Source organism: Ornithinimicrobium pratense, assembly GCF_008843165.1.
GTDB lineage: Bacteria > Actinomycetota > Actinomycetes > Actinomycetales > Dermatophilaceae > Ornithinicoccus > Ornithinicoccus pratensis.
In genome coordinates this window covers 3,087,167-3,109,669 of the sequence record NZ_CP044427.1, presented here as the reverse complement: position 1 = coordinate 3,109,669, position 22,503 = coordinate 3,087,167, and the positions used below count along the sequence as shown (strand labels likewise).

Annotated in this window: 20 protein-coding genes and 1 riboswitch; of the genes, 10 read left to right on the top strand and 10 right to left on the bottom strand. The window is 67.1% G+C overall.

The window, feature by feature from the left end; translation table 11 throughout:
- Positions 1 to 28 precede the first annotated feature (28 nt).
- The gene (locus FY030_RS16455; RefSeq protein WP_192498625.1) at positions 29 to 1,261 is read right to left on the bottom strand and encodes a glycosyltransferase; all 1,233 of its coding nucleotides are present in this window, start codon (positions 1,259 to 1,261) and stop codon (positions 29 to 31) included.
- The gene (locus FY030_RS14350; protein WP_158062218.1) at positions 1,258 to 2,283 is read right to left on the bottom strand and encodes a glycosyltransferase; all 1,026 of its coding nucleotides are present in this window, start codon (positions 2,281 to 2,283) and stop codon (positions 1,258 to 1,260) included. The genes FY030_RS16455 and FY030_RS14350 overlap by 4 nt, the downstream gene beginning before the upstream one ends.
- 402 nt (positions 2,284 to 2,685) lie before the next feature.
- Here FY030_RS14350 and FY030_RS14345 point away from each other — a divergent pair, with 402 nt between their 5' ends.
- From FY030_RS14345 to FY030_RS14320, 6 genes are all read left to right on the top strand, one after another.
- The gene (locus FY030_RS14345) at positions 2,686 to 3,999 is read left to right on the top strand and encodes a tyrosine-protein kinase domain-containing protein (RefSeq protein ID WP_158062217.1); all 1,314 of its coding nucleotides are present in this window, start codon (positions 2,686 to 2,688) and stop codon (positions 3,997 to 3,999) included.
- Positions 4,000 to 4,016: 17 nt separating this feature from the next.
- The gene (locus FY030_RS14340; protein ID WP_158062216.1) at positions 4,017 to 5,189 is read left to right on the top strand and encodes a glycosyltransferase; all 1,173 of its coding nucleotides are present in this window, start codon (positions 4,017 to 4,019) and stop codon (positions 5,187 to 5,189) included.
- A 236-nt stretch (positions 5,190 to 5,425) separates the two neighbouring features.
- A complete protein-coding gene (locus tag FY030_RS14335) occupies positions 5,426 to 6,388 on the top strand; it encodes a glycosyltransferase family 4 protein (protein WP_192498624.1) in 963 nt (320 codons plus the stop codon).
- Positions 6,389 to 6,718: 330 nt separating this feature from the next.
- The gene (locus FY030_RS14330) at positions 6,719 to 8,110 is read left to right on the top strand and encodes a hypothetical protein (protein ID WP_158062214.1); all 1,392 of its coding nucleotides are present in this window, start codon (positions 6,719 to 6,721) and stop codon (positions 8,108 to 8,110) included.
- A 664-nt stretch (positions 8,111 to 8,774) separates the two neighbouring features.
- Positions 8,775 to 10,280 (top strand): IS1634 family transposase, encoded by a 1,506-nt coding sequence (locus FY030_RS14325; RefSeq protein WP_420371862.1) that lies wholly within the window; start codon positions 8,775 to 8,777, stop codon positions 10,278 to 10,280.
- Between the two features lie 37 nt (positions 10,281 to 10,317).
- Positions 10,318 to 10,563, top strand: coding sequence for a hypothetical protein (locus FY030_RS14320; protein WP_158062213.1), 246 nt, complete (start codon positions 10,318 to 10,320; stop codon positions 10,561 to 10,563).
- Between the two features lie 632 nt (positions 10,564 to 11,195).
- Here FY030_RS14320 and FY030_RS14315 read toward each other — a convergent pair.
- The 5 genes from FY030_RS14315 to FY030_RS14290 form a co-directional block, all read right to left on the bottom strand.
- Positions 11,196 to 11,996 (bottom strand): MBL fold metallo-hydrolase, encoded by an 801-nt coding sequence (locus tag FY030_RS14315; RefSeq protein ID WP_158062212.1) that lies wholly within the window; start codon positions 11,994 to 11,996, stop codon positions 11,196 to 11,198.
- 287 nt (positions 11,997 to 12,283) lie between these two features.
- Entirely contained in the window at positions 12,284 to 12,664 is a 381-nt protein-coding gene (locus FY030_RS14305) for a HepT-like ribonuclease domain-containing protein (protein WP_158062211.1), read from the bottom strand.
- Positions 12,661 to 13,119 carry an XRE family transcriptional regulator gene (locus tag FY030_RS14300; RefSeq protein WP_158062210.1) on the bottom strand — a complete coding sequence of 153 codons (459 nt, stop codon included), beginning with the start codon at positions 13,117 to 13,119 and terminating at the stop codon, positions 12,661 to 12,663. The genes FY030_RS14305 and FY030_RS14300 overlap by 4 nt, the downstream gene beginning before the upstream one ends.
- A gap of 176 nt (positions 13,120 to 13,295) precedes the next feature.
- On the bottom strand, positions 13,296 to 13,544 hold the full coding sequence (locus FY030_RS14295) for an antitoxin VbhA family protein (RefSeq protein WP_158062209.1): 249 nt from the start codon (positions 13,542 to 13,544) through the stop codon (positions 13,296 to 13,298).
- A 168-nt stretch (positions 13,545 to 13,712) separates the two neighbouring features.
- Complete coding sequence (locus tag FY030_RS14290; protein WP_158062208.1) at positions 13,713 to 14,144, bottom strand: OsmC family peroxiredoxin; 432 nt, start codon at positions 14,142 to 14,144, stop codon at positions 13,713 to 13,715.
- 262 nt (positions 14,145 to 14,406) lie between these two features.
- Positions 14,407 to 14,512, top strand: a riboswitch (TPP riboswitch).
- A 59-nt stretch (positions 14,513 to 14,571) separates the two neighbouring features.
- Between FY030_RS14290 and FY030_RS14285 the strand changes: the two genes are divergently transcribed.
- Positions 14,572 to 16,197, top strand: coding sequence for an ABC transporter permease (locus FY030_RS14285; RefSeq protein WP_238348417.1), 1,626 nt, complete (start codon positions 14,572 to 14,574; stop codon positions 16,195 to 16,197).
- Positions 16,198 to 16,267: 70 nt separating this feature from the next.
- Positions 16,268 to 17,272 (top strand): ABC transporter ATP-binding protein, encoded by a 1,005-nt coding sequence (locus FY030_RS14280; RefSeq protein ID WP_158062206.1) that lies wholly within the window; start codon positions 16,268 to 16,270, stop codon positions 17,270 to 17,272.
- A 30-nt stretch (positions 17,273 to 17,302) separates the two neighbouring features.
- Here the strand turns inward: FY030_RS14280 and FY030_RS14275 are convergent, their stop codons facing one another.
- The 3 genes from FY030_RS14275 to FY030_RS14265 all read right to left on the bottom strand — a co-directional run bounded on the left by FY030_RS14275 (position 17,303) and on the right by FY030_RS14265 (position 19,797).
- Entirely contained in the window at positions 17,303 to 17,575 is a 273-nt protein-coding gene (locus FY030_RS14275) for a hypothetical protein (protein ID WP_158062205.1), read from the bottom strand.
- A gap of 562 nt (positions 17,576 to 18,137) precedes the next feature.
- Complete coding sequence (locus FY030_RS14270; protein ID WP_158062204.1) at positions 18,138 to 18,674, bottom strand: hypothetical protein; 537 nt, start codon at positions 18,672 to 18,674, stop codon at positions 18,138 to 18,140.
- Between the two features lie 337 nt (positions 18,675 to 19,011).
- Entirely contained in the window at positions 19,012 to 19,797 is a 786-nt protein-coding gene (locus FY030_RS14265) for a thioesterase family protein (protein ID WP_158062203.1), read from the bottom strand.
- A gap of 24 nt (positions 19,798 to 19,821) precedes the next feature.
- On the opposite strand from FY030_RS14265, the gene FY030_RS14260 reads away from it, so the two are divergent.
- Both FY030_RS14260 and FY030_RS14255 read left to right on the top strand, forming a co-directional pair.
- Positions 19,822 to 20,901 (top strand): DUF2891 family protein, encoded by a 1,080-nt coding sequence (locus tag FY030_RS14260; RefSeq protein ID WP_192498623.1) that lies wholly within the window; start codon positions 19,822 to 19,824, stop codon positions 20,899 to 20,901.
- A 50-nt stretch (positions 20,902 to 20,951) separates the two neighbouring features.
- Complete coding sequence (locus FY030_RS14255; protein WP_158062201.1) at positions 20,952 to 22,490, top strand: sensor histidine kinase; 1,539 nt, start codon at positions 20,952 to 20,954, stop codon at positions 22,488 to 22,490.
- Positions 22,491 to 22,503 lie beyond the last annotated feature (13 nt).

Below are 22,503 nucleotides of genomic sequence, written 5' to 3'. Positions count from 1 at the left end.
AGCTCGCCGTGAGGTGAGATCTTGCACGTTAGACTGCAAAACCCTCGGCGCCGGCCGCGTTGAACGCCGCGACGAGGCGCTCTGACCACCGTGCTGGCGCCAGATGCTCAGCGGCGTAGGTGCGCGCCGCTTCGCTGAGGGCGCGTCCTTCGTCAGGGTGGTGCACCAGGCGCTGCATCGCCGCCCCGAGCCCTGCGACGTCACCAGGCTCGACCAAGAGGCCCCGGCCTGCTCCTAGCTGCTCCACCATTCCCCCGACATTGGTGCCGATCACCGGGACATCGGCCGCCATGGCCTCATAAACGACCAATGGGCTGACCTCATGCCAGACCGACGGTACGACCAGAGCCGCCGCCTGCGCCAAGAGCGCCGGCACCTCAGCACTGGGTACTGCTCCAACGAACTCGACTGGAGCCCCAATCGACTCCGCCAGCGATCTGAGTGCTTCCGCGCTGCGTCCGTCTCCGACTATCTTCACGGGGACGTTGGACGTGCGAGCCGCACGGATAAGGATGTCCACACCCTTCTCGGGAACCAGACGACCGACAAAGAGCACATGGGTACGATCCGCGTTCGGCCGTTCACTGCCGAGCGTCACGGGATGGGGGATTCGATGCAATCTGCTGGCGTCAACACCGGCGGACAGCGCTGCCTTCTCCTGAAGCGTGTTCAACACAACCACCGCGCCGGGACGCCGGTAGCTCTGCCGGGCACGCGTCGTTAATGCCTCAAGGCTCAGCGCTAGTCCAGCCTTCCGGCTCCCGGACCAGCAACGTTCAACGGCTGGAGCCCACAAGTATCCGGACCGGTGGTCGAGACACTTAGTGCACATCTTGTCCGTGCGCTCGGAGAAAAACCGGTAGTTGGGGCAGGCAATCTTGTAGTCATGCAGGCTGAGAACCGTCGGCACCCCCCAATCAGTCAGGTCATTGAGCATCACCATTCCAAGCTGGTGATAGACGTGCACGACGTATGCTGCGTCAATCGACTCGGACCGTAGCAGCTCTCCCAGTTTGCGCCGCGTTTCTGACGAGACCGTGGCGCGCTCCAGAGTGCGGGCAGTGGCTCGCACTCCGGACGCTCGGAAGTCGAGCTGACTCGGGAAGTAGCGAGAGTAGGCCGTGTTTTCGTTCCCTTCCTCAGCCATGGCAAAGGGGACGACGGTGTGGTTCGCCGCTACCAGCCAGTCCTTCACCGCCTCCACGTGGGATTCCACCCCGCCGACCGGGCGCAGGAACTTGTTAGCGACGAGCACTCTCACGGGTGGTCCCACCTCACTGGGTCGACTGCGTCTGCGCTTGCCGCCCAGGCTACGAACCACGTGCCGAGGCGCATCTGCGATCTGGCCCACTCTCGGTGCCGTCGCGTGACAACAGAGGCGATAGCAGCAGTGAGGGCGACGGTGAACCGCGCCGTACCAGCACTTGCCACGATCGCGCGCACCCCTGCCGCGCTTGTGCCGCCAACGTCCATCAGCGAGAGAGCCGGCGCCTTGGCGAGTTCCATCATCCGCAACTGCCGTTGCATTGGCGCATTGGTTTTGCGACTGTGAGCTCCCACATGCTGGGCGATGACTCCCGGCAAGACGACGACCCGGTAACCCAGTTGGTGCGCACGATGACAGATCTCCTGGTCCTCCAAGTACATCGGCAGCCGGGTGTCCAGCCCAACGCCGAAAACCTCGCGTCGGATGGCCATGAAGGCACCTGAAGTAATGTCGACGTCCGCCGGGGTTCGATGCAGAGATATGTGCCGGGGGGCGGTGCCCAAGCCTAAGGCGAGAGATGGGGCGCCAAGCACCTCCGCAAAGAGGCGGCGTCGATTCCAATAGCGACGGGCCACTCCGCGGTCAGGACGCCCGTTCACGTCGACCAACATGGGCGCGCTGATGCCGATCGTCCGATCCTGCAAATGCTCTGCCACGGCAGATAGGGCTGACCCCGACGTCGAGACGTCGGGGTTCAGGAGTACAATAACGTCGGCTGTGCCCCATTGATGCTCGGCGGCCGACACGGCGGCATTCACGGCCGGGGCAAAACCTAAGTTCCGAGCGGCAAGCGTGATCATGACCTTGTCGCTGGACTCCTGGGTCGCCTCCCTGACGACGTCGACCGTCTCCTGGGAGTGGCTATTCTCAATCACCGCCAGCCTGAACCCGGGATCCCTTTCGAGCCATTCCTCGAGAGCCGCACTCAGGTCACGTATGAGCGAGGCCGAGTTGTATGTCACCACCACGACCAGGACGCGCACTCGAGTCGCGGACTCGGGCAGGCTCTCAGTCATTCTCAACTCCGGCGAGGTGCGGCTGTGCCGTCGGGCTTGGGGACGATGGCGGAACGGTGACACGGAACTTCACCAGCACCAAAGCGACCCTAACACTGGTGAAGGGTCCGAGGTCGAGCACGCCCGAACCTGCCACTTTGAGGCCGCGGCGGCCGGGAGGTGGAGAGCTCGGCGCTGTCTTGGGATGTCGCCGGGCCGCCCAGTCAGGTCCGCTTGGCATATGCGCCGTCGCTGTGCAACTGGGACTGTGTAGGGTGCCAGTGCGTCCAATCCGGCGACGCGTACACGTGAGAGGAAGATGTCATCGACTCGACGACGCGCCGGACGCCAACGCGTCCTTCCAGCGAGAGTTCATGGCTCGGTCCGGCCAACCTATGGGCACTGCGCAAACGCTGGCTGACCTTGCTCGTCACGAGTGTTCTGGGGGTAGCGGGCGGAGCGCTGGCCTCCGCGGTGATGCCCCGCGAGTATCAAGCCCACAGCGAGGTGTTCGTCGCGGTCACGAGCGTGGAGAGCTTCAACGAGCAGGCGCAGGGGAACGCTCTGGTCGAGTCGCGGATCCGGTCGTATGCCGCTATTGCTGACTCACCCCTGGTCGTCGGACCCGTCATCGAACGGCTCGGTCTGGACGCAACCATCGAGGATGTCGCCGAGCAAATCTCGGCCGACGTGAGGCTCGACACTGTTCTGGTCACCATAACTGTGACGGACGACACAGCAGAGGGCTCGGCCGCGCTGGCCAATGCCGTCGTCGAGAGCTGGTCCGAGGCGGTAGAAACAATCGGAACGCTCCCGGACGGCACGCTTGAAGGAGTCAATCCACCATCCGTAGCGCTGCTGCCGACCATGACCGCGACCGTGCCGGAAGAACCATCCCAGCCAATGGTTTTTCTCAATCTCGTTCTCGGAGGGTTGATAGGTCTTACTGCGGGTGTCGCAACGGCTCTGCTGCGTAGACGTTCCGGCTCCGAGCCGATAGATGACGCCGACGTTCTTCGCTTGGTCGACGCCGTCCTGCTCGGAAAGGTCCCCCAGGTAGGGCAAGGTGTGCAGCGGTCGAGCGACCAGGACGCGACGAGCGCGGAGTCTTTTCGCCGGATTCGCACAACGATGCAGTTCCACTCGAGTACCCGTGGCGTGGGGAGCGTGCTGGTGACCTCCGCACTCCCTGGTGAGGGCAAAACGACGGTCGCATCTCAGCTGGCCCTTGCCATGGCGGCTGCCGGAGTCCGTGTATGTCTCGTCGACGGCAACCTGCAACAGCCGGCCGTCGCTGCGTACCTCGGAGCCCACCCTGCCCCGGGCTTGAGCGACGTCTTGTCTGATCCGTCGCTCCTGCCTACGGCAATTGCCGACTGGGGTGAGCACGGTCTCGCCGTCCTTCCGGCCGGCTCCAACACGGACCACCCAGGGGAGCTCCTGGCGAGCCCAGCCATGGGAAACGTCTTCACCAGCCTGCGGCGCGAGTACGAGTTGGTGCTCGTCGATGCGCCATCACTCCTCTCGGTGACTGATACGGCGGTCCTGGCGGGTCTCACAGAAGGCACCCTGCTAGTGGTCGCCTCTAGCCAACCTACCCACGATGACCTTGACAAGGCCCTAGACGCCTTAGGGGGTGTAGAGGCACGACTGATTGGTGTCGTTTTGAACAAGGTGCGTTCCTCCTCCCGGGGGAAGGCCTCGACCTCCCGGGGGAAGGTCTCCACCTCCGCCTAGGCCCGAAAGTTTCGTCCATGTTGAAGAAGACACTACTCCGCAGGCAACACATCCCCGCCAACCCGGAACGGAGTCCCCAGGGCCGTCGGGTAGCGATCACCGGAACGCGGGGTTACCCCAGCTACTACGGTGGGTTCGAGACCTTGGTCAGGCGTCTCGTCCCATATCTGCTGGACCGTGGGTGGCAGGTCACTGTCTACGGCCGTGAGCGGGTGGCCCATGAGGACCCATCGCGAGATGAGCGCGCTGAACTTATTGAAACGGCAGGCTTGGACTGGAAGTCCCTCAGTACGCTTTCTTTCGGTATGACCTCGGCCATCGATGCTGCGGTCGACCGATCAGACGTCGCGCTGGTCATGAATGTGGCGAACGGTTTCTGGCTGCCATTGCTCGATAGACGTCAGGTGCCTACGGTCGTCAACGTCGACGGCATCGAGTGGGAGCGGGCCAAGTGGGGACCTGTGGCCCAACGCGTCTTCCGAGCCGGTGCGCGGGTGACCGCCAACCACGCCACGACTCTGGTCTATGACGCACAGGCAATTCGGCAGCGCTGGATGGATAGGTACGGCAGGGACGGCATCGTGATCCCCTATGGCGGGGAGGTCCACTCAGCCCTCCCCGTTCCCCTGGGCCTGACCTCGCGAGCCTACGTCCTGCTGGTAGCGCGGTTCGTCCCTGAGAACACGGTGCGGGAATTTTTCGACGCTGTCCCGAAACTCGCGGAGGTCGCCCCGGTGGTCATCGTTGGTTCCGGTGGGTACGGGGGCGAACTGGACGCCAGAGCCGAGGAGTTGGCGCGTATTCGGGGTGTGCAGTGGCTGGGGCATGTGAGCGATGACCGCCTCCTGTTCTCGCTCTGGGAGCACTGCGGTGCCTACTTTCACGGACATAGTGTCGGAGGAACAAACCCTGCACTCGTGCAGGCGATGGCATGCGGGGCGCCCGTCGTCGCAAGGGACACCGTGTACAACCGGGAAGTGTTGGGAGAAGTCGGGGTTTTCACGCAGCCCTCAGCGGAGGCAATCGCCGATGAAGTACTGAGTTTGCTGGCCTCCCCGGGGCGACAGGATAGGTTGGCACGCCTCGCGCGGGAGCGCGCGCAGGCTCGCTACAACTGGGACGACGTCTGCTCAGCCTATGAATCAGCGCTCGCTGATGCAGTCGATCGACGCCGTGGGTCGGAGCCCTGATGGCCCGCCTCAGGCCTGAGCGTCGTACCGGCGAGTCACCGCGGACAGTCTTCATCTGCCATTCTTCGCTCGCCGTCGGGGTAGAGCGCACCATGGTGACTTTCGTGCGAGAGGCCGTGTCTCGTGGAGATGTCGTCACGGTCGTACTGCCAGGACCTGGTCCCATCCTCGATTTGCTGGAGCCTTGGCGTGAGGCGATCGACGTCGTTGTGCGCAAGCCGCAATGGTGGATGGGTATGGATCATGCCGGGGTGGTCGGCGCATTGAAACTGGCCCATGGATTGCTGCAGAGTATTGGATGGGCAAGGTTCGTTGCCCGGCTGAACCCAGACCGCGTCTACGTGATGTCGACGGTGTGTCCCGCACCGATGCTCGGCACGCGGCTCGCCGGCAGGCCCCTCGTCGTTTTCCTCAGTGAAAGCGTCTCAAGCAATCCCACACTGCGCTCTGTAGTACCCAAATGGGTGATTATCGCGCTGGTGAAGAGATGGGCAGACGTCACGGTGGCGGTTTCCACCTACGCTGCCTCTCAATGGCGTGGGGCAACCATCATCGAGCCACCCGAGGTCATGGACCCCGACAAGGCCCTGCCTGACGTTGTCCATGGTGAGCGTCCGGCGACACCGCTTGAGATGGTGATGCTCGGCACGATGTCGGCGGAGAAGGGGCAACTGGATGCGGTGCGGGCCGTTGGCCTGGCGGTAGACGGGGGTGTCCCCCTCCAGCTCACCTTTTACGGTGACGCGGACCGGGTCGGCCTGCGTGCGTTGGAGCAGTTGATCTCACAGCTGCACCTCGACGAGGTTGTACGACATCGGGGATCGACGACTACACCTATGACTGTGCTTGCGCAGGCAGACCTCAGCGTGGTGTGCTCGAGGAACGAGGCTTACGGGCGCATCACAGCCGAGTCGCTCCTGGCGGGGACCCCCGTGGTTGGTTACGCCCTCGGTGGGACCGTCGAGATCCTGTCCCACGGTGGAGGGGTCCTCGTGCCACCCGCCCCTGCGCACCTAGCGACCGCCATGGCCACCATTGCCACCGACCCGGGGAAGTATGTCGAACTGCGGGCCGCTGCACTGCGCAGGCGGGAGGCACGAGAGGATTTCGGAGACGCAGCACGCACGCTGAGAAGGGCCGAGGCCGAGCTGGCGGCTCTACCCAAAAGAGGTGTGCGGGTCGTTGATCGTCGAGACTGACCTAGCCGCGCGGGAGTGTCGGCGCCCTGCCCAAAAGTGGAGCCACTGGGTATGCCGTTGGCCCAGGTCCACTGTTATCGTCGACGTGCACACTTCACGTTCGTGACACCTTGGGCGGTCGTAAGTGCTGCACCACTGCTGAGGTCACGCGCGTGACCGACTAAGTAAGAACGACAAGGCCGTAGTTTGGCTGCGGCCTACTACGCTCGAGAAGGTGCGCGTCTTGAATTGTTCGTATGTAGACCGCGAGCACGGGGTCTGGAAATTTGCCAGGCGCAGGTCGACCACGGGCCAATGCCAGGTTGCGGCCGTTAGCCTATGGTGCGGTCTATGAGCGTCATGAGTCGGCGCAGCCTGCTCAAGGGTGTGGGTGCGCTCGGTGCCGCCCTGACCGGCCAATCCCGCGAGCCTGCTCAAGCTCAAGGCGGCGGGTCGACATTCTATCTCGCGGCGGATGGTGACGACGATGCCGAGGGGGTGTCGGCGACGGCGCCCTGGAAAACTATTGACCGGCTCAATGCGGCTATGGCGGCGAACCAGGTGCGCCAAGGTGACTCAGTGCTGTTTCGCCGCGGTGACACCTTTCACGGTCGCATTGAGAACCCCGGACATACCAACCCCTACGCCCCTTGGATGGTCTTCGACGCTTACGGCACCGGCCCGAGGCCGATTATCTCCGCGTATAAAGTCGCAGTCACCTGGATCAGTCAGGGAGACAATGTGTGGGCAATTGACCTCAGCGCGTCGTCAAGCAACTACGTTGGGGCCAGGTCCGACAACACGGACGTCGGGTTCCTTAAAGTCGACGGCGAGACATTCGGGAGCAAGCGCGCCTCGCGGCAAGCGTTGAAGAACCAATGGGACTTTTTTTCGGGCTCCTACGACAATCCCCATGGACAGAGCACCCTCTACGTGCGGTCTGTTCGGGACCCTGGGCAGCACGCCATCAAGATTGCCGTGTCTGGGCCATGGACCGAGGGCAGCGGTAGTCCAGACGTGTGCACGCCCGCCACCAAGACTTCCATCAGGGGCCTGGATCTGCAGGGCAGCGCCGGGCACGGCGTCTCTGGGTCTGCCTACTGGCAACCCAAGTTTGTGCAGGTGGTCGACTGTACGATCCGCGAAATTGGCGGCGCCTATGCGCCTGGACACTACCCAGGAACTCGACTCGGCAACGGTGTACAAGCCTGGATCGGTCAGTCTGACTGGCAGATCGAGCGCAACAGAATTAAGGATGTCTTCGATGCGGGCGTGACCTACCAGGGGTCCCAGGAGGGGGTTCGAGGTTCATTCGTGCGGTTGCAGGCTCGGCGTAACGAGATCACGAATTGCGGGCAGTCGTTCGAGTGGTGGTCTTCCGGCACCGACGGAGCAGGATTTATTGACTGTTCCTTTTCGGAGAACACCTGTCGCGACGCGGGAATGGGTTGGGGTCATGCAGTCCGCATCGACCCAGCGGGGCGTGGCACTCATCTGTTGGCATATCAACAGGAGCTCCCTTGCGACCTGAGGATACAACGAAACGCGTTCTTAGGTGCAAAGACAAACTACCTATTTGCTTTGAGCGGCGTTCCCATGGGTGCGGTCCTTTCGCACAACCAGGTGGCGTTGAGTCCCGGCACGAGCATTAGTCACCAACGCCCTGAATCGATTAGCCAGTGGCGTAATTGGCAAGCCTCCACCGGGCTCGAGGCGGGCAGTGTGTTCACCGTGGCTTCATGACGGCTTCTGGCACTTCGCGCCCGTCAAGGCGGGCCTGTTTTCAAGATGCTGACCTGTGCCTCGAATGACCGGCTATGTGTGCCAAGCATGCGGGGTCGGTGCCTCTCCATATTGTGGTATCGCGCATCGAGCATCTGGTCACTTTTCTGGGGGGTCGTTGCCGGTGACCCATTCGTCCGCGGTGTCAGACCCGGCGCAGGCGCAGTATGTAATGAGCCGGTCAGGGCTGATCAAGGGCACCTGGGCCGGACGGCTCAACTCAGGGCTGACAGGGCCGCCCCGCCGACCTCTGGTCCGCAGCGGCAACGCCGTAGCGGTTTGTCCCGAGAGGCGGTCCACCGGCGCCCGTGAGGGCCGCAGCCTCCTCCAGCATTGCGTCAGCCACGGCGCGGTCGCCGCCGAGCAGCGCGACCCGCTGGGATCGATCCGCTGAGCTCGGCGATCGTAAAATTGGGCAGCGCGTCCTTGCGGGTGAGCACCACGGGGGCGTCCGGCGACCTCGAACGCCGTCGGGTCCAGGGTGAGCCAGTCGGCGTCGGTGGACAGGGTGACCTGACTTGGCTCACTCACCACGTTCAGCGATGACCACGGGCTGCTGACCTGCGGAGTCGTCAGCGACTGCTCGGAGATTGGGGCACTAGCCGAGGGGTTCTGGGGTGGCGGCGTGGCTCACATCCGTACCGTGAAGACGTCGTCGAGGGCGACGGCGGTGCAGATCGTGTACTCGCGCCGCAAGGGCTCCAGGCAGATCGAGCACATCGGCTCGGCCCGCACCGACGTCGAGCTCGAGCTGCTTAAGACCGCGGCCAGGCAGAAGCTTGCGGCTGGTCAGGGAGAGCTGGACCTGGGGATCCAGCCGCCTCCGGAGGCCGGTGGGCCGCTGCGCATCCTGTCCTCGCGCATGGGGCACCTGTGGGACTCCCTCGCCGCCGGCTACGCGGTGCTCGGGTTCGACCAGGCCGCCGGTGACGAGGTGTTCAAGCAGCTGGTCCTAGCGCGGATCGTGGAGCCGACCTCGAAGTTCGACACGGTCCGGGTGCTCGAGGAGATCGGTGTCCCAGCGGCGTCTTACCCGACGATCAAGCGTCGGCTCAGCCTGTACTCGGCCATCGGCTGGCGCGAGCAGCTGGCCGCGGCGTGTGCCGCTCACGTGCACCTGGGTCCCTCAACACTGGTCCTGTTCGACGTCACGACGCTGTACTTCGAGACCGACGAGGGAGACGGCTTCCGCGAGCCCGGGTTCTCCAAGGAACGACGCCTGGAGCCACAGATCACCGTCGGGCTGCTGTCGGACGCGAACGGATTCCCGCTGATGGTGCACGCGTTCGAGGGCAACAAGGCAGAGACGAAGACGATGCTGCCGACGCTGAAGGCCTTCATGGACACCCACGGCCTACATGACGTCGTGATCGTCGCCGACGCCGGCATGGTGTCCGAAGCCAACATGGACGCGATCGAGGCCGCCGGGCTCTCCTACATCCTGGGCGCCAAGATGCCGCGGGTGCCGTACGTGATCGAGCAGTGGCGCACGAACCACCCCGGCGCCGACGTGCCGGACGGCCTCACGCTTACGGCACGCTGGCCCGGCGGCCCCTCCACAAAGGGCAAGGACGTCACGACGTTCTACCAGTACGCCCACGACCGCGGCCGACGCACCATCAAGGGCATCGAGACCCAGGTCGCCAAGGCCGAGTCCGCCGTCGCCGGCAAGGCGTCCGTCAAGCGCAACCGGTTCGTGCAGCTGACCGGCGGAACCCGCTCGGTCAACCGAACCCTGGAGGAGAAGGCCAAGGCCCTGGCCGGGTTCAAGGCCTACGTCACCAACCTGCCCGACCCGGACGCCGAGATGGTGATCGGGTCCTACCGGCGGCTGTTCCAGATCGAACGGTCTTTCCGGATGGCCAAGTCCGACCTGCGCGCCCGACCGATCTACCACCGCAAGAAGGACTCCATCGAGGCCCACCTAAGCATCGTCTTCGCCGCCATGGCTGTGGGGCACTGGATCGAGCAGACCACCGGCTGGTCCATTAAGCGCTTCGTCAAGACCGCCCGCAGATACCGGACCTTCAGCATCGCTGCCGGTAAGCACACCATCACCGCCATCGACCCAGTCCCCGACGACCTCGCCCAGGCACTCGAGGCCATCAAGACGAAATCAGGAGCGCACTAGCCTGAGCCAAGTCCGGTCGAACGCCGTCGGGTCCAGGGTGAGCCAGTCGGCGTCGGTGGACAGGGTGACCTGGGCCGGCGTCGCCGTCACCGGTGTTGGTGAAGGTCACGTCGACTCCGAGCTCCACCGCGTGCGTCGCCGAGGTCGGCTCGACCTCGATCATGCCCACCGGCGGCTCCGGGTCAACCGGGCGGTCGGCATACGCGACGAACATGCCGTTGCCCCGCTCGACCTGGTCGTTGCCCTCGGGGTGCACGGAGACGTGATCAAGACGTCATCGTGATTGTTGATCTGCGGGGCTCCACCGAAGGCCGGGCTGTTGTCAGTCGGGAGACGTCGGCGGCGTGCTCGACGGTGGTGCCGCCCGTCTCCTCACCGGACGTTCTGGGTCAGGTGCGGGCATGGTCTGCCTCACTGGTATTGGGAGGGTGAGATGGGGACACCCCGCTGGTTAGACTAGATGAAGGATCAAGGGTCGCGTAGAGTCACTCGTTGGGTCGCCCGCCTCCCCCCGTGGCGGTGTTTCCCTGGTGCGCCTCCTGCTGCCGTGACCGGCGGGAGGCGCCCCCCCTGAGGACCTAGTTTTGAGGTTCAGGTGGCCTCCCGTGACGAGGTCGCCGCGCATGACTCTCGCCGGCCGTGACCCCGGCGAGTGCCGAAGGAGGCGACCCCGCCGTGACGAAGTGTCAAGTCCTCGACTGCCGCAACCCCAGTACGTGCCAGGTGGGCGGCACCCGGCTGTGCGCAGTCCACGCCCTTGTAGTGGAGCTTGAAGAAGGCTGAGGGGCTTTCGTCACCCGGCAGGTCTGGGCCAACGAGGAACCGCGCCTGCGACAGAAGTGGACTCATGGGACGTCGGCCCGAGCGGCATATCGGAGAGTGGTGTGCCTGGCTCGGTGCGTAGGACCTGACCGGCTAGGGACCGACCTTGAGCGAGATGGTGTCGCCTCGGTGGACGAGGCGGAGCTGGCCGGGCAGCTGGCGCTTGTGCCATTCCTGCTCGAAGTCGCTGAGCGGAGATCTGAAGACGGTGTAGTCGTCGTAGTGGATCGGCACGGTCAGGGACGGCTGTAGGAGCTGGACGAGGTCTGCGCCCTGGTTGCCGTCCATGGTCACGAGGATGCTGCCCAGGATCTTGGTGCCGCCCAGGTGGACTACCGCGGCGTCGAGGTGTCCGCAGCGGTCGGTGATCTCCCGCAGCCAAGGTCGGTAGAGGGTGTCGCCGCTGATGTAGAGGCGGAAGGGTGCGCCTGCGCCGGTGTCCAGCTCGAGCACGCTGCCCATGACCGGCGGCAGCAGCGGCTTGACGAGGTTGGGTGCGTGGGTGCCCGGGACGGCAGTAATCGTCAGGCCGGTGTCGTCCCGGGTCAGGGTTTGCGAGGTCCAGGTCTGCACGGCGGTGGCTTGCTCGAAGCCCCACTTGTGCAGCCGGCGCTGGGCGTGCCCGGTGGTGAAGATGGGCAGCTGACGGTCCAGCTTCTTCTTGGCGACCCGGTCGAAGTGGTCGCCGTGCAGGTGGGAGAGCAGGATGCCGTCCAGGGGCGGCAGCTGCTCCGGCTGCAGGGAGGGCTCGGTGCGCCGCTTGGAGACCAGGCCTTTGCCGAGGTAGGCGCGCTGACCCTTGTGCAGGAAGTTCGGGTCGGTCAACAGCGTGAATGGCCCGAGTCGGAGGATTGTGGTCGCCGTCCCGATGAACTCCAGGCTTGGATCGGTCATACCCCACGGTGTGACTGCCGCACGCGGCTGTCAACTTGACCTGGACTACGCCGATCTCCACCAGGCCAGGCTCACCGGGGGCTCGCGCTCAGTCACCGGAGAACGTGGGCTCCCGTTTGTCCAAGAAGGCCTCGACTGCCTCCGCGTGATCGGGGGCGTGGTGCGCCAGGGGTTGCATGGCTGCCGACATCTCCAGGATCGTGCTCAACTGCGAATGCCTGGCTTCACGCAAAAGTACCTTCGTCATCCGCACGTAGGTCGATGCGCCTGCGCGACGTCGGTCAGTGTCACAGGCCGCGGAGCAGCTCTGCGTGCAGCCGGACAAACTGCTCCCGCAGGCCGGGAAGGAAGTCGCGCAGTGTCCTCCAGACGAGTTCGTGGTCGATGCGCTGGTACTCGTGGACGGTGCGGTTCCGCATACCGCGGATCGCTGACCTGGGGATGCCGGGCTCGAGGTTGAGGACGTCCTCGGGCAGTCGGGAGATGCCCTCCCCGAGACGGATGAGGATCGCCTCGGAGGCCAGCCTCAGCAAGCGGTCCTGGCGATAGACCTCCTCCCCGCGGCTCACCAGCGCGGCAGCGGAGTCACAGACGTCGATGAGGTCCTCGATCGTCCATAGGTCCCGCTCATGTTTGCGCGGGCCCGAGCGGTCATCGGTGCTGGTCACAGCGGCACGGCGTCCTGAAGGATCGGGTCGTCCGGGCCGCGGAGACCGCCGCGGGACAGGACCTCGACCTTCACGTGCAGCAGCTCCTCCAAGGCGTGCTCCATCTCGATCAGGTCCACGAGCGTCGACTCGGGCGCCATGGTGACCAGCAGGTCCAGATCACTGTCCGTCGTGTCACGGGCGCGGGCGACGGACCCGAAGACGGCAGGCTCGGAGCCGCCGTGCGCGGTGATCGTGGCGATGACGTCCTCTCGCGCAGACGCGAGGGCGACGGAGGGTCGCTGGCGGCGCGCCTGGTCGAGCAACCGGGCGAGCATGGCGCGGGACATCGGCCGCCGACCGCTCTCGTAGGCGCAGAGGTTGGACGCGGGCATTCCAGACCTGCGCGCCAACTCTGCCTGAGTCAGACCCATCTGCAGCCGGAAGGTGCGAAGCTCCGCACCGAAGTCGGACATGGCACCAAGTTATCACTGATAAGAAGCGGGATCTGCTGACCGGGTGACCCGCCCAGCGGCAGCAAGCCACTCGAGGAGGTCGGTGTGCTCCACAGGATCCAGGTGAGCGAGCGGTCAGTTGTCCCGCGCGCGCTCGGCGGGCGAGGAGGATGACGTCGGCACTATCCGCCTGGGCCTCAATCGGCTGTCTCGCAGGCGAGGTAAGCCTGAACCGGCGCGACTGGGAGGAAGAGCGTGCGGGTTGGAATGTAGCTGTGTTGGGCTTGCTCGATGAGGTCGTCCAGGTCGATCTCCCCTCGCACGTACGCCTCCTGGGCCTCACGCATGTTCTCGCTCGAGCGTCCACCCTCCATCTCGGTGCTATGGCGGGCGTTGTCGACGGCGCGTCGCCGGCGTTCCCTTTCCTCGGCGGTGATCCGGCTCATGACGTTGTGTTCTTCCGGTGCCGGGCTGGGTCCAGGAGATCAGCAATCATCCCCTCGGGTGGCGTGTGCGAGCGAGACAATCTCCACGCCTGAAGACGCCTGGTGTCGCGGAACCTTGACAGCAGGATCGTTCCGCGCGTATCCGTGGCCCGCGAGGCGTGAGGCCGGTCAGCCCAGGTGTGCGTCGAGGGTGATCTCGACACTCTTGAGCGCCTGGCTCACGGGGCAGTTCTCCTTCGCGCCCTGGGCGAGCTGCTGGAAGGTCTCCTCGTCGAGCCCCTCGGCGGTGACCTGCGTGGTCAGGTGGATGCCGGTGATGCCGGTGCCGGCGACGAAGGTCACCTCGGCGCTGGTCCGCACCTCGGTCGGAGGGGTGCCGTTTTTCTTCATCTCGTTGGAGAAGGCCATCGAGAAGCAGGTCGCGTGGGCCGCACCAAGCAGCTCCTCCGGTGTCGTCGTGGTGTCCGAGCCCTCGGCGCGGGCGTTCCACTCCACCGGGAAGGACCCAGCTCCAGAGCTGTCGAGCGTGGTGGTGCCGCTGCCGGTGAACAGGTCACCGTTCCAGATGGTGCTGGCCTTGCTGACTACGGGGTTGGGCATGGCGTGCTCCTTGTCGTCGGGCGGTGCCCGAAGGTCTAGGCACCTGCTTGGCACCGTAGCGCGCCTGCGTGCCCGGCACTGCTTGAGGGCGGCCGGGCACCGCCCTAGCGCCCGTGGCGCGGCCCCACCTGCTCCGTCTGCACAACCTTGATCCCAATCTTGTGCCGAGGAGACATGGCGCGCGGGGGTGATCCCCCAGCACAACCTTGATCCCACGATCTGCTGTCCCTGAGGCGACGGTCTGCCCGGACTGTAGTCTGGACCGGTACGACAGGGGAGCGCGAGGTGCGCTGAGAGTGCGGCAGTGGCCGCAGACCCTTGAACCTGCTCCGGCTAGCACCGGCGAAGGAAGTCGAAGGAGGAGGCGGCCATCTGGGCTCGTCTAGGTCGAGGTGCCCGCGGCGCGCACCTCAGCGGACCTGGGCTCGTGCTGGGGCTGGCTGCCCTTCTGCCGCTGGCGTTCCTGGCGGTCTTCTTCGTGCTCCCGGTCGGCGGGATGCTGGCACGCGGCTTCTTCCCCGACGGTGGGCTCGACCTGTCTGCGGTGCCAGAGGTGCTGTCCCGGCGGCGGACCGTGCGCGTGCTCACCTTCACGGTGGTCAGCGCCACCGCCGGCACGGTGCTCACGTTGCTGGCTGGGCTGCCGGTGGCGTTCGTGCTCTACCGGCTGCGCTTCCCCGGCCGTGCGCTGCTGCGCGCGGTGGTGGTGATGCCGTTCGTGCTGCCCACTGTCGTGGTGGGCGTGATGTTCCGCTCCCTGCTCTCGTCCGGAGGGGCGCTGGGGTGGCTCGGCTGGGACGGCACCTGGGTGCCGATCCTGATGGCTTTCGTCTTTTTCAACCTGGCGGTGGTCGTGCGCACCGTCGGCGGAATGTGGGAGGGGTTAGACCGGCGGGCCGAGGAGTCCGCCGCGGCGCTGGGTGCCAGCCCCTGGCAGGTGTGGCGCACCGTGACCCTGCCCGCCCTGGCCCCGGCGATCATCTCCGCGGCGACCCTGGTCTTCCTCTTCTGCTCCACCGCCTTCGGGGTCGTGCTCACCCTCGGAGGCCTGCGCTACGGGACGATCGAGACCGAAATCTACCTGCTCACCGTCAACTTCCTGGACCTGCAGGGCGCGGCGGTGCTCTCCGTGCTCCAGCTGCTTGCCGTCGTGGTGCTGCTCGTCCTCGCCGCCCGCACCCGGGACCGGCGCGAGCAGAGCCTGCAGCGGGTCGGCGCTCGGGCGGCGGCCCGCCCGGTGCGAAGGCACGACATACCTGCCCTGGCGGTGACCGGGCTGGTGGTCGCGTTCGTGCTGCTGCCCGTCGGCTCGCTGGTGGTGCGCTCGCTGAAGGTGGGGGACGGCTGGGGGCTGGGGCACTACCGCGCGCTGACCGACCCGGACGCCACCCAGGCGCTGCGGGTGAGCGTGACCGACGCGATGGGCAACTCGCTGCGTGCGGCGGTCGACGCGACCGTGCTGGCGATGGTGCTCGGGCTCGTGGTGGCGGTGCTCGTGTCCCGGCGACCCCGGGCGGCAGGGTGGCGGCGCGTGGTCTCCGGGCTGGACGGGGCGTTCATGCTGCCGCTGGGGATCTCGGCGGTGACCGTCGGCTTCGGCTTCCTCATCACCCTGGACCGGCCGCCGCTGGACCTGCGCACCTCGCCGGTGCTCGTGCCGATCGCCCAGGCGATGGTGGCGTTGCCGCTGGTGGTGCGGACCCTGGCTCCGGTGCTGCGCTCGGTCGACCCGCGGCAGCGGGAGGCTGCGGCTGCGCTGGGGGCCGGGCCGTGGCGGGCGGCGTGGACCGCCGAGGCGCCCGTGCTGACCAAGCCGCTGCTGGCCGCCACCGGTTTCGCGTTCGCCGTGTCGTTGGGGGAGTTCGGCGCCACCGCCTTCCTGGCCCGCCCGGACCGGCCGACCGTGCCGGTCGTCATCTACCAGCTGATCTCCCGCCCCGGGGCCGACCACGTCGGGATGGCGCTCGCCGCGAGCGTCCTACTGGCGCTGGTGACGGTGACCGTCATGGGCGTGGTCGAGCGGCTGCGTGTCGGATCGGTAGGTTCCTTCTGATGCGACCGGCGACACGCTTTGCTCGCGACCGGCGACACGCTTTGCCCTCGACCGGCGAGAGGAGCTTGTGGTGCTTGAGTTGGAGGACGTGACCGTGCGCTTCGATGAGACGACCGCGGTCGACGACGTCTCCCTAGACCTGGAGGAAGGTCAGGTGCTGGCAGTGCTCGGGCCCTCAGGGTGCGGGAAGTCCACGCTGCTGCGGGCCGTCGCCGGGCTCGAGCGGCTCGACTCAGGACGCATCACCTGGCACGGGCGCGACCTGGCGGGCGTGCCGACCCACCGCCGCGGTTTTGCCCTCATGTTCCAGGACGGCCAGCTCTTCGCCCATGCCTCGGTCGCCGACAACATCGCTTACTCGCTGCGGCTGCGCGGCGTCGCGCGCGCGGCTCGGACGTCACGGGTGGGGGAGCTGCTGGAGCTGGTCGGGCTGCCGGGCTATGCCGACCGTCGGACCACCACGCTCTCCGGCGGCGAGCAACAACGGGTAGCGCTGGCGCGAGCGCTGGCCGCAGAGCCAGCGCTGCTCTTGCTCGACGAGCCGCTGTCGGCCCTGGACCGGTCGCTGCGCGAACGGCTGGCTGGGGATCTTCGGGAGATCCTCACGACCACCGGCACCACCGCGGTCATGGTCACCCACGACCACGACGAGGCCTTCACCGTCGCCGATCGGATGGCGGTGATGCTGGCCGGACGGGTGGCGCAGGAGGGGGACACCGCGCAGGTATGGCACAGCCCGGTCTCCCGGGAGGTCGCCGAGTTCATCGGTTACGAGACCGTCCTGGAGGGTCCTGCAGTTGCGGCGCTCCTCGCGCGGGCTGACGGCGGGCATGCGCTGCGCGCCGGCACGGGGGGTGGAACGCTGGCGCTGCGGCGCAGTGCCCTGCGCGTTGATGCAGCTGGCCCGCTGACTGGGGTGGTGCGGCGTGCGGTCTCCGTCTCCGACGCGGTGCACCTGCTGGTCGAGGTGCCGGAGATCGGCCAGGTCGCGGCTCGGGCCGACGACCCCGTCCATCAGCTTGGTGACGAAGTGCGCCTCAGGCTGGACGCTGGGGGGATCGCGACCCTCCCGTAGAGCCGTCGACCCGGCCGACCCCTGTGTCGGCTACCAGACCCAGCGGCCCCGGCCGTGGTCCCGACGCCGGCCGCCCGCGCCCGTGCGGCGGGGCTGGCTGGCTGGCTGGACGACATACTCGGCGACTTGCTCACCACTGTGGTTCACCACGCGGACGGTGCCGCCACCTTCCGCCCGGCAGATCTCCCGTGCCCGGTCCTCGGCGCGAAGACGGTCACTGCGGAAGATCGGCTCCGGACTGTCTTCACCCTCGAACACCCTCCACCAGCCAGTGCTGTTCTCGTGGATGACAAGGTGCTTCACAGTGGCCCTCTCCGTGGTCGACGACGGCCGCGCGGACGGCGCCCAGGTGCGGTGTTCGGACCGGCTCGGTTGCACCGATCCCTCCTGCGGGACGACCCCGTTTTTCAGCGAGGCGATGGCTCCGGCCAAGGTCTGCGCTGGTTTCGTGCTCGGGTGGTGCTCAATTAGACGGTTCACGGCGTCTCCTGATCTTCGCGGTCACCCGACCCTGGGTGCCTACTGTCAAGTATGTATCAGTAAACGTTAAGGAACAAGCAAAGTCCAGAGGTGGCTCTCACGCCAGTGCGCTGGTGCCCCGGGGGTGCACTGATCGGCGGATCTGCAGGTGAAGGGCCCCTGCTGACCTCCGTCAGATGAGAAGTGTATGCACTACGCCCAGGCCACGCGGGTCAGGAGTGGGGCCTCATGCCGCGCCGGGACGATCACGTATACAGGGGAGGAGGCCCTTATGTCGCACCATTGTCGCAGTAGCGTCGCATAAGGGTGTCTCAATTGGTTGCCGACCCAAGGAACCCTGGCGCCGGTGCGACAGGATTGAGGCCAGATCAGCCTGGTTTAAGCATCAACTGGTAGAGGTGCCGCCGGCGCCGCCGGGCGCGGGGGTCATCGGGTTGGCGCAGTACCGGAAGAGCTTGTCCTTGCCGGAGTGGTAGCTGGCGCGCTCGCCTCCGACCTGGAGGATGAGCTGATAACCGGGCACGAGTGCCTGGGTGTAGTGCATGCCAGGCTGCGGGCAGCCCAGGCTCCCGTCGGTCCAGGTGACGTCGGCGAAACCGATGACTTCGACCTCATCCTCACTGACCTGTCGCCGCTCCGCTTCTGCGGTGATCGCCGCCTTGACCTCTTCGCGCTCCAGCACGGAGGCGTCGACCGGGCCGGAGGGCAGGGAGTCGTCAGGGGTGGGGGCCGGGATAGAGGTGGGGCGGGCGTCGTCAGTCATGGTGGGCCTCTCAGGGGTGATGATCTCTGCCTCGATGGGGGCGGGGCTGTCCGCGGCACCGCCGCCGGTCTCAGTTCCGGTCTCAGCTCCGCAGGCGGTGAGCAGCACACTCACGCTCGCCACGGCAATCAGGTATCCCGTTCGTGTGGGTCGGCTCATCGTCGATCACCTTCCGTAGGGTCCCAGTCAGTCTAGGAGAGGGTCTGCCCGGCAGTCGCTGCGGCGCGGCTGTCGGTCGGCAGTCACGCGGCACTGTTGCACAGAACCCGCGGATGGCGTCCTGTCGGCCTCTGTGGCGCGCTTCGTGCGGAACAGAAGGAGTGGGGCGCCGGGCCCCTGCACCGGCACCCCACCCTCCTGCAACCCCTCTGTCCCGCCGAAGCGGCCTCCCCGTGACGGGTGTCGGCTGTCCCGAACCGACACTACATAGACGTCGCGACGAGGCAGATCGTTGCGTCGGTTTCAGGTGATGTCGGTCACATCTGCGATGGGCTGGTCACGGCTCGATCGGCCGGAGCGTCAAGCACTGGGCCAGCGTGCCCACCGGGCCGTGCTCATCGTGCAGGACCGACGAGGTCTCGCCCACGCCGCTCGGACCGAAGTAGACCTTGGTGTCCAGGCCGACCCAGGGTCCTTCTGGCTCGCGGTGCAGATGCAGGGTGAGGTCCACGTTGGGGAACATCCACTCCCGCGGGTCCTTGCGCACCGCTGTGCCGTTGGCCGTGTCGAGCAAGCCGACCCAGGCGGCCAGCGCGGAGGACGGCTCTCCACCGACCAGCTCCAGCGGCGTGCGGACCCACGTGCGGCCGCGGCCGGGCTCGTTGCCGGGGGAGCGGAACTCCAGGCTCTTGATGAACCCGCCGCCCCAGTGCAGCATCCCGCCCCAGACGGGCAGCTCGTCCGGAGCCGGCATCGGCGTCCCCTCCGGCTCGGGCGCTCCCGCCACCTCGCTGGTGTCGCCGCGGACCAGCCGCCAGGCCGTGGCCCGCACCGTGTCGCGGTCGTCGATCCGGGCGGTCGCCTCAAGCAGCTCGATGGTCCGCCCGGCCCGCAGCACCCGCGTGGTCACGGTCATCTCGTCCCGGCGGATGAAGCCCAGGATGTCCACGCTGATCCGCGCCCACTGCAGGTCCTCGCGCGGGTGGTTCAGCTCCAGGGCGTGCAGGAGCAGCCCGATCACCGGCGCCACGTGCTGCTCCTCGGGCGACCAGGCGCCCTGCACGTGGATGGTCGGCTGGTAGCGACCGTCGCCCAGCGCCTCGAAGTAGTGCTCCCGCGTCATGGCCGCGAGTGTAGTAATGGAGGGGTGAGCCCCCAGACCCCGCCATCTGCACCGACGCCCGAACCCGACCTCAACGCCTGGAGCCGGATCGCCCGTGAGGTGATCGGCACGCCATACCCATGGGCACCGGGGCACGTGGTGACCGGTCCGGACGACACGCGGGTCGTGCCGCACGAGCTGCACCCCGCCTTCCACGGCGCCCTCGACTGGCACTCGTGCGTGCACATGCAGTGGTCGCTCGCGACCATCCTGCTCCGGCACGGCGACGCGCTCGACCCGGCTGAGCGGGAGGCGGCTGGTGCGCTGCTCGCCGAGCGGTTGACCGCCGAGCATCTTGCGGTGGAGGTCGCCTACCTCCGTGAGCGACCTTCGTTCGAGCGCCCCTACGGCTGGGCGTGGGCGGCGCAGCTCATCGCCAGGGTGCAGGAGCTGGTCGACGCAGCCGGTCATGGGAGTGCCGCCACGGCGTATGGAAGCGACGTGCGCGCCTGGGCGGAGGCGCTCGCGCCGCTGGGTGAGGTCGTGGCCGGCCACGTGCTGGACTGGCTGCCGCGGCAGGCCTACCCGGTGGGGCACGGCAAGCACCAGAACGACGCCTTCGCTCTCCTCCTCCTGCTGGACGCCTACGGCCGGCTGGGGCGGCAGGACGTGGTGGAGGTATGTCGGTCCCGTGCGCTGGACTGGTTCGCGCAGGACGAGGGGGCGAGCACGGGGGACGAGCCGGGGGGTTCGGACTTCCTCTCGCCGGCGCTGACCGAGGCGCTGCTGATGACGCGGGTGCTCCCGCAGGAGGAGGTGAGGCCATGGCTGGAGAGGTTCCTGCCGGGGCTGGGGGAGGGCGCGCACGGGCACCTCCTGGTCCCACCGACGGTGCTGGACCCGACCGACGGTCAGGGCGCGCACCTGCTGGGCCTGGCGCTGTCCCGGGCCTGGGCACTGGGGGGCCTGGCAGGATGGTTGGCCAGACCTGCCGCCGACCTGCTGCGGGAGTCCGCCCGCCACCAGGAGGCCGCCGTGCTCGACCAGATCACCGATGGGCACTTCATGGCGACCCACTGGCTGGTCTCGTTCGCGCTGCTGGCTCGGGGCGAGGGGGCGTCGTGAGGCGCGGCGTGAGGTGGCGTCCATGAGGTGGCGCCCGTGAGGGGTCGCAGGTGAGCCAGCAGCACGAGCCTGAGGAGCCCCGGCTCCCGGCGCGCTTCCTGGGTCGCACGGTGCGTCGGCGCCTGCTGGTCCTCATCACCCTGATGCTGGGGCTGACGCTGCTGCTCACCGGGGTGCTGACCTTTGCGGTGCAGTACGCCACCGTCTCTGAACGGGTCGACAGGGACCTGGAGCAGGAGATCGGCGAGCTCACCCTGCTGGCTCAGAGCGGCCCGGCCCGGGACGGTCCCCCCTACGACAACGCCGCCGACCTGTTCCTCGACTTCATGAACGTCGCGGTGGCCGGTGAGGACGAGGCCTTCCTCGGCATGCTGGAGGGGGAGCAACCGATCTACAGCGGCGGGACCGGCCGGTCGTTCAACCCCATCGACCCCGAGATCATCGAGACGGTCGACGCCTTGGACGTGGCCGACGGGCGGGCCCGGACCGCCACGTTGCGCACCCAGGGGACGACCCTGCGGATGATCGTCGCCGACGTGCAGCTGCCGGGCGAGACCAGGGATGCCAGATTCGTGGTGCTGAACGACTTCGGCAGCCAGCGCGCCCTGGTGAACCGGCAGGTGATGACCTACGCGGGGGTCTCCCTCCTGATGCTGCTCGCCGGCGGCGCGGCCGCGCACCTGGTGCTGGGCCGGCTGCTGCGCCCGCTGCAGGCGCTGCGGGAGGCCACCGCCCGGATCCACCCCGAGGACCTGTCGATGCGGGTTGACGTCAACAGCGCCGAGAACACCGACGTGGCCGAGCTCGCCATCCGGTTCAACCAGATGCTGGATCGGATCGAGGACGGCGTGCGCCAGCAGCGCCAGTTCCTCGACGACGCCGCCCACGAGCTGCGCACCCCGCTGACCATCTTGCGCGGCAACACCGAGCTGCTGCAGGCCGACGACCCGGAGGACGTGGCCACCACGCGGGTGCTGCTGCTGGATGAGCTGGACCGGATGCAGCGCCTGGTCGACGACCTGCTCATCCTGGCCCGCGCCCAGCGCCCCGACTTCATCCGGCGCTCGCCGACCGAGCTGGCAGAGCTGGCGGTGGAGTGCATGGACCGGATGACCAACCTGGGCGAGCGTCAGTGGCGGCTGACCGCCGACGCGGAAGGTGAGGTGCTGGTGGACCGGCAGCGCCTCATCCAGGCGCTCCTCCAGCTCGCAGCCAACGCGGTGAAGTTCAGCGAGCCCGGCTCCAAGGTCGAGCTCGCCACCGCGCTGGTCCCGCAGGACGACCCCCGCGTGCTGGACGCCATCGCGGCCGGCGCCGCCGAGGCCCCGGAGTACATCACGCTGTCCATCACCGACCAGGGGCGCGGCATACCGGAGAGCCAGCTGGAGCGGGTCTTCGACCGCTTCGGGCGGGGGGAGAACTCGGTCAACACCGAGGGCAGCGGCCTGGGCCTGGCCATCGTCAAGGCGATCGTCGAGGCGCACGGCGGCGCCGTCATCGTGAAGTCGACCGAGGGGATCGGCTCCCGCTTCACCTTGTGGCTGCCGACCGACCCGCCGGAGGAACCCCCGCACTCCGACGTCGCCTAGTAGCCTGCCCGCT

Bases quoted from the DNA above. Each gene is read 5' to 3' on its own strand.
- FY030_RS14350 (WP_158062218.1), bottom strand. From the start codon at position 2,283: ATGACTGAGAGCCTGCCCGAGTCCGCGACTCGAGTGCGCGTCCTGGTC.
- FY030_RS14340 (WP_158062216.1), top strand. From the start codon at position 4,017: ATGTTGAAGAAGACACTACTCCGCAGGCAACACATCCCCGCCAACCCG.
- FY030_RS14335 (WP_192498624.1), top strand. From the start codon at position 5,426: ATGGATCATGCCGGGGTGGTCGGCGCATTGAAACTGGCCCATGGATTG.
- FY030_RS14330 (WP_158062214.1), top strand. From the start codon at position 6,719: ATGAGCGTCATGAGTCGGCGCAGCCTGCTCAAGGGTGTGGGTGCGCTC.
- FY030_RS14315 (WP_158062212.1), bottom strand. From the start codon at position 11,996: ATGACCGATCCAAGCCTGGAGTTCATCGGGACGGCGACCACAATCCTC.
- FY030_RS14300 (WP_158062210.1), bottom strand. From the start codon at position 13,119: ATGTCCGACTTCGGTGCGGAGCTTCGCACCTTCCGGCTGCAGATGGGT.
- FY030_RS14295 (WP_158062209.1), bottom strand. From the start codon at position 13,544: ATGAGCCGGATCACCGCCGAGGAAAGGGAACGCCGGCGACGCGCCGTC.
- FY030_RS14290 (WP_158062208.1), bottom strand. From the start codon at position 14,144: ATGCCCAACCCCGTAGTCAGCAAGGCCAGCACCATCTGGAACGGTGAC.
- FY030_RS14270 (WP_158062204.1), bottom strand. From the start codon at position 18,674: ATGAGCCGACCCACACGAACGGGATACCTGATTGCCGTGGCGAGCGTG.
- FY030_RS14265 (WP_158062203.1), bottom strand. From the start codon at position 19,797: ATGACGCGGGAGCACTACTTCGAGGCGCTGGGCGACGGTCGCTACCAG.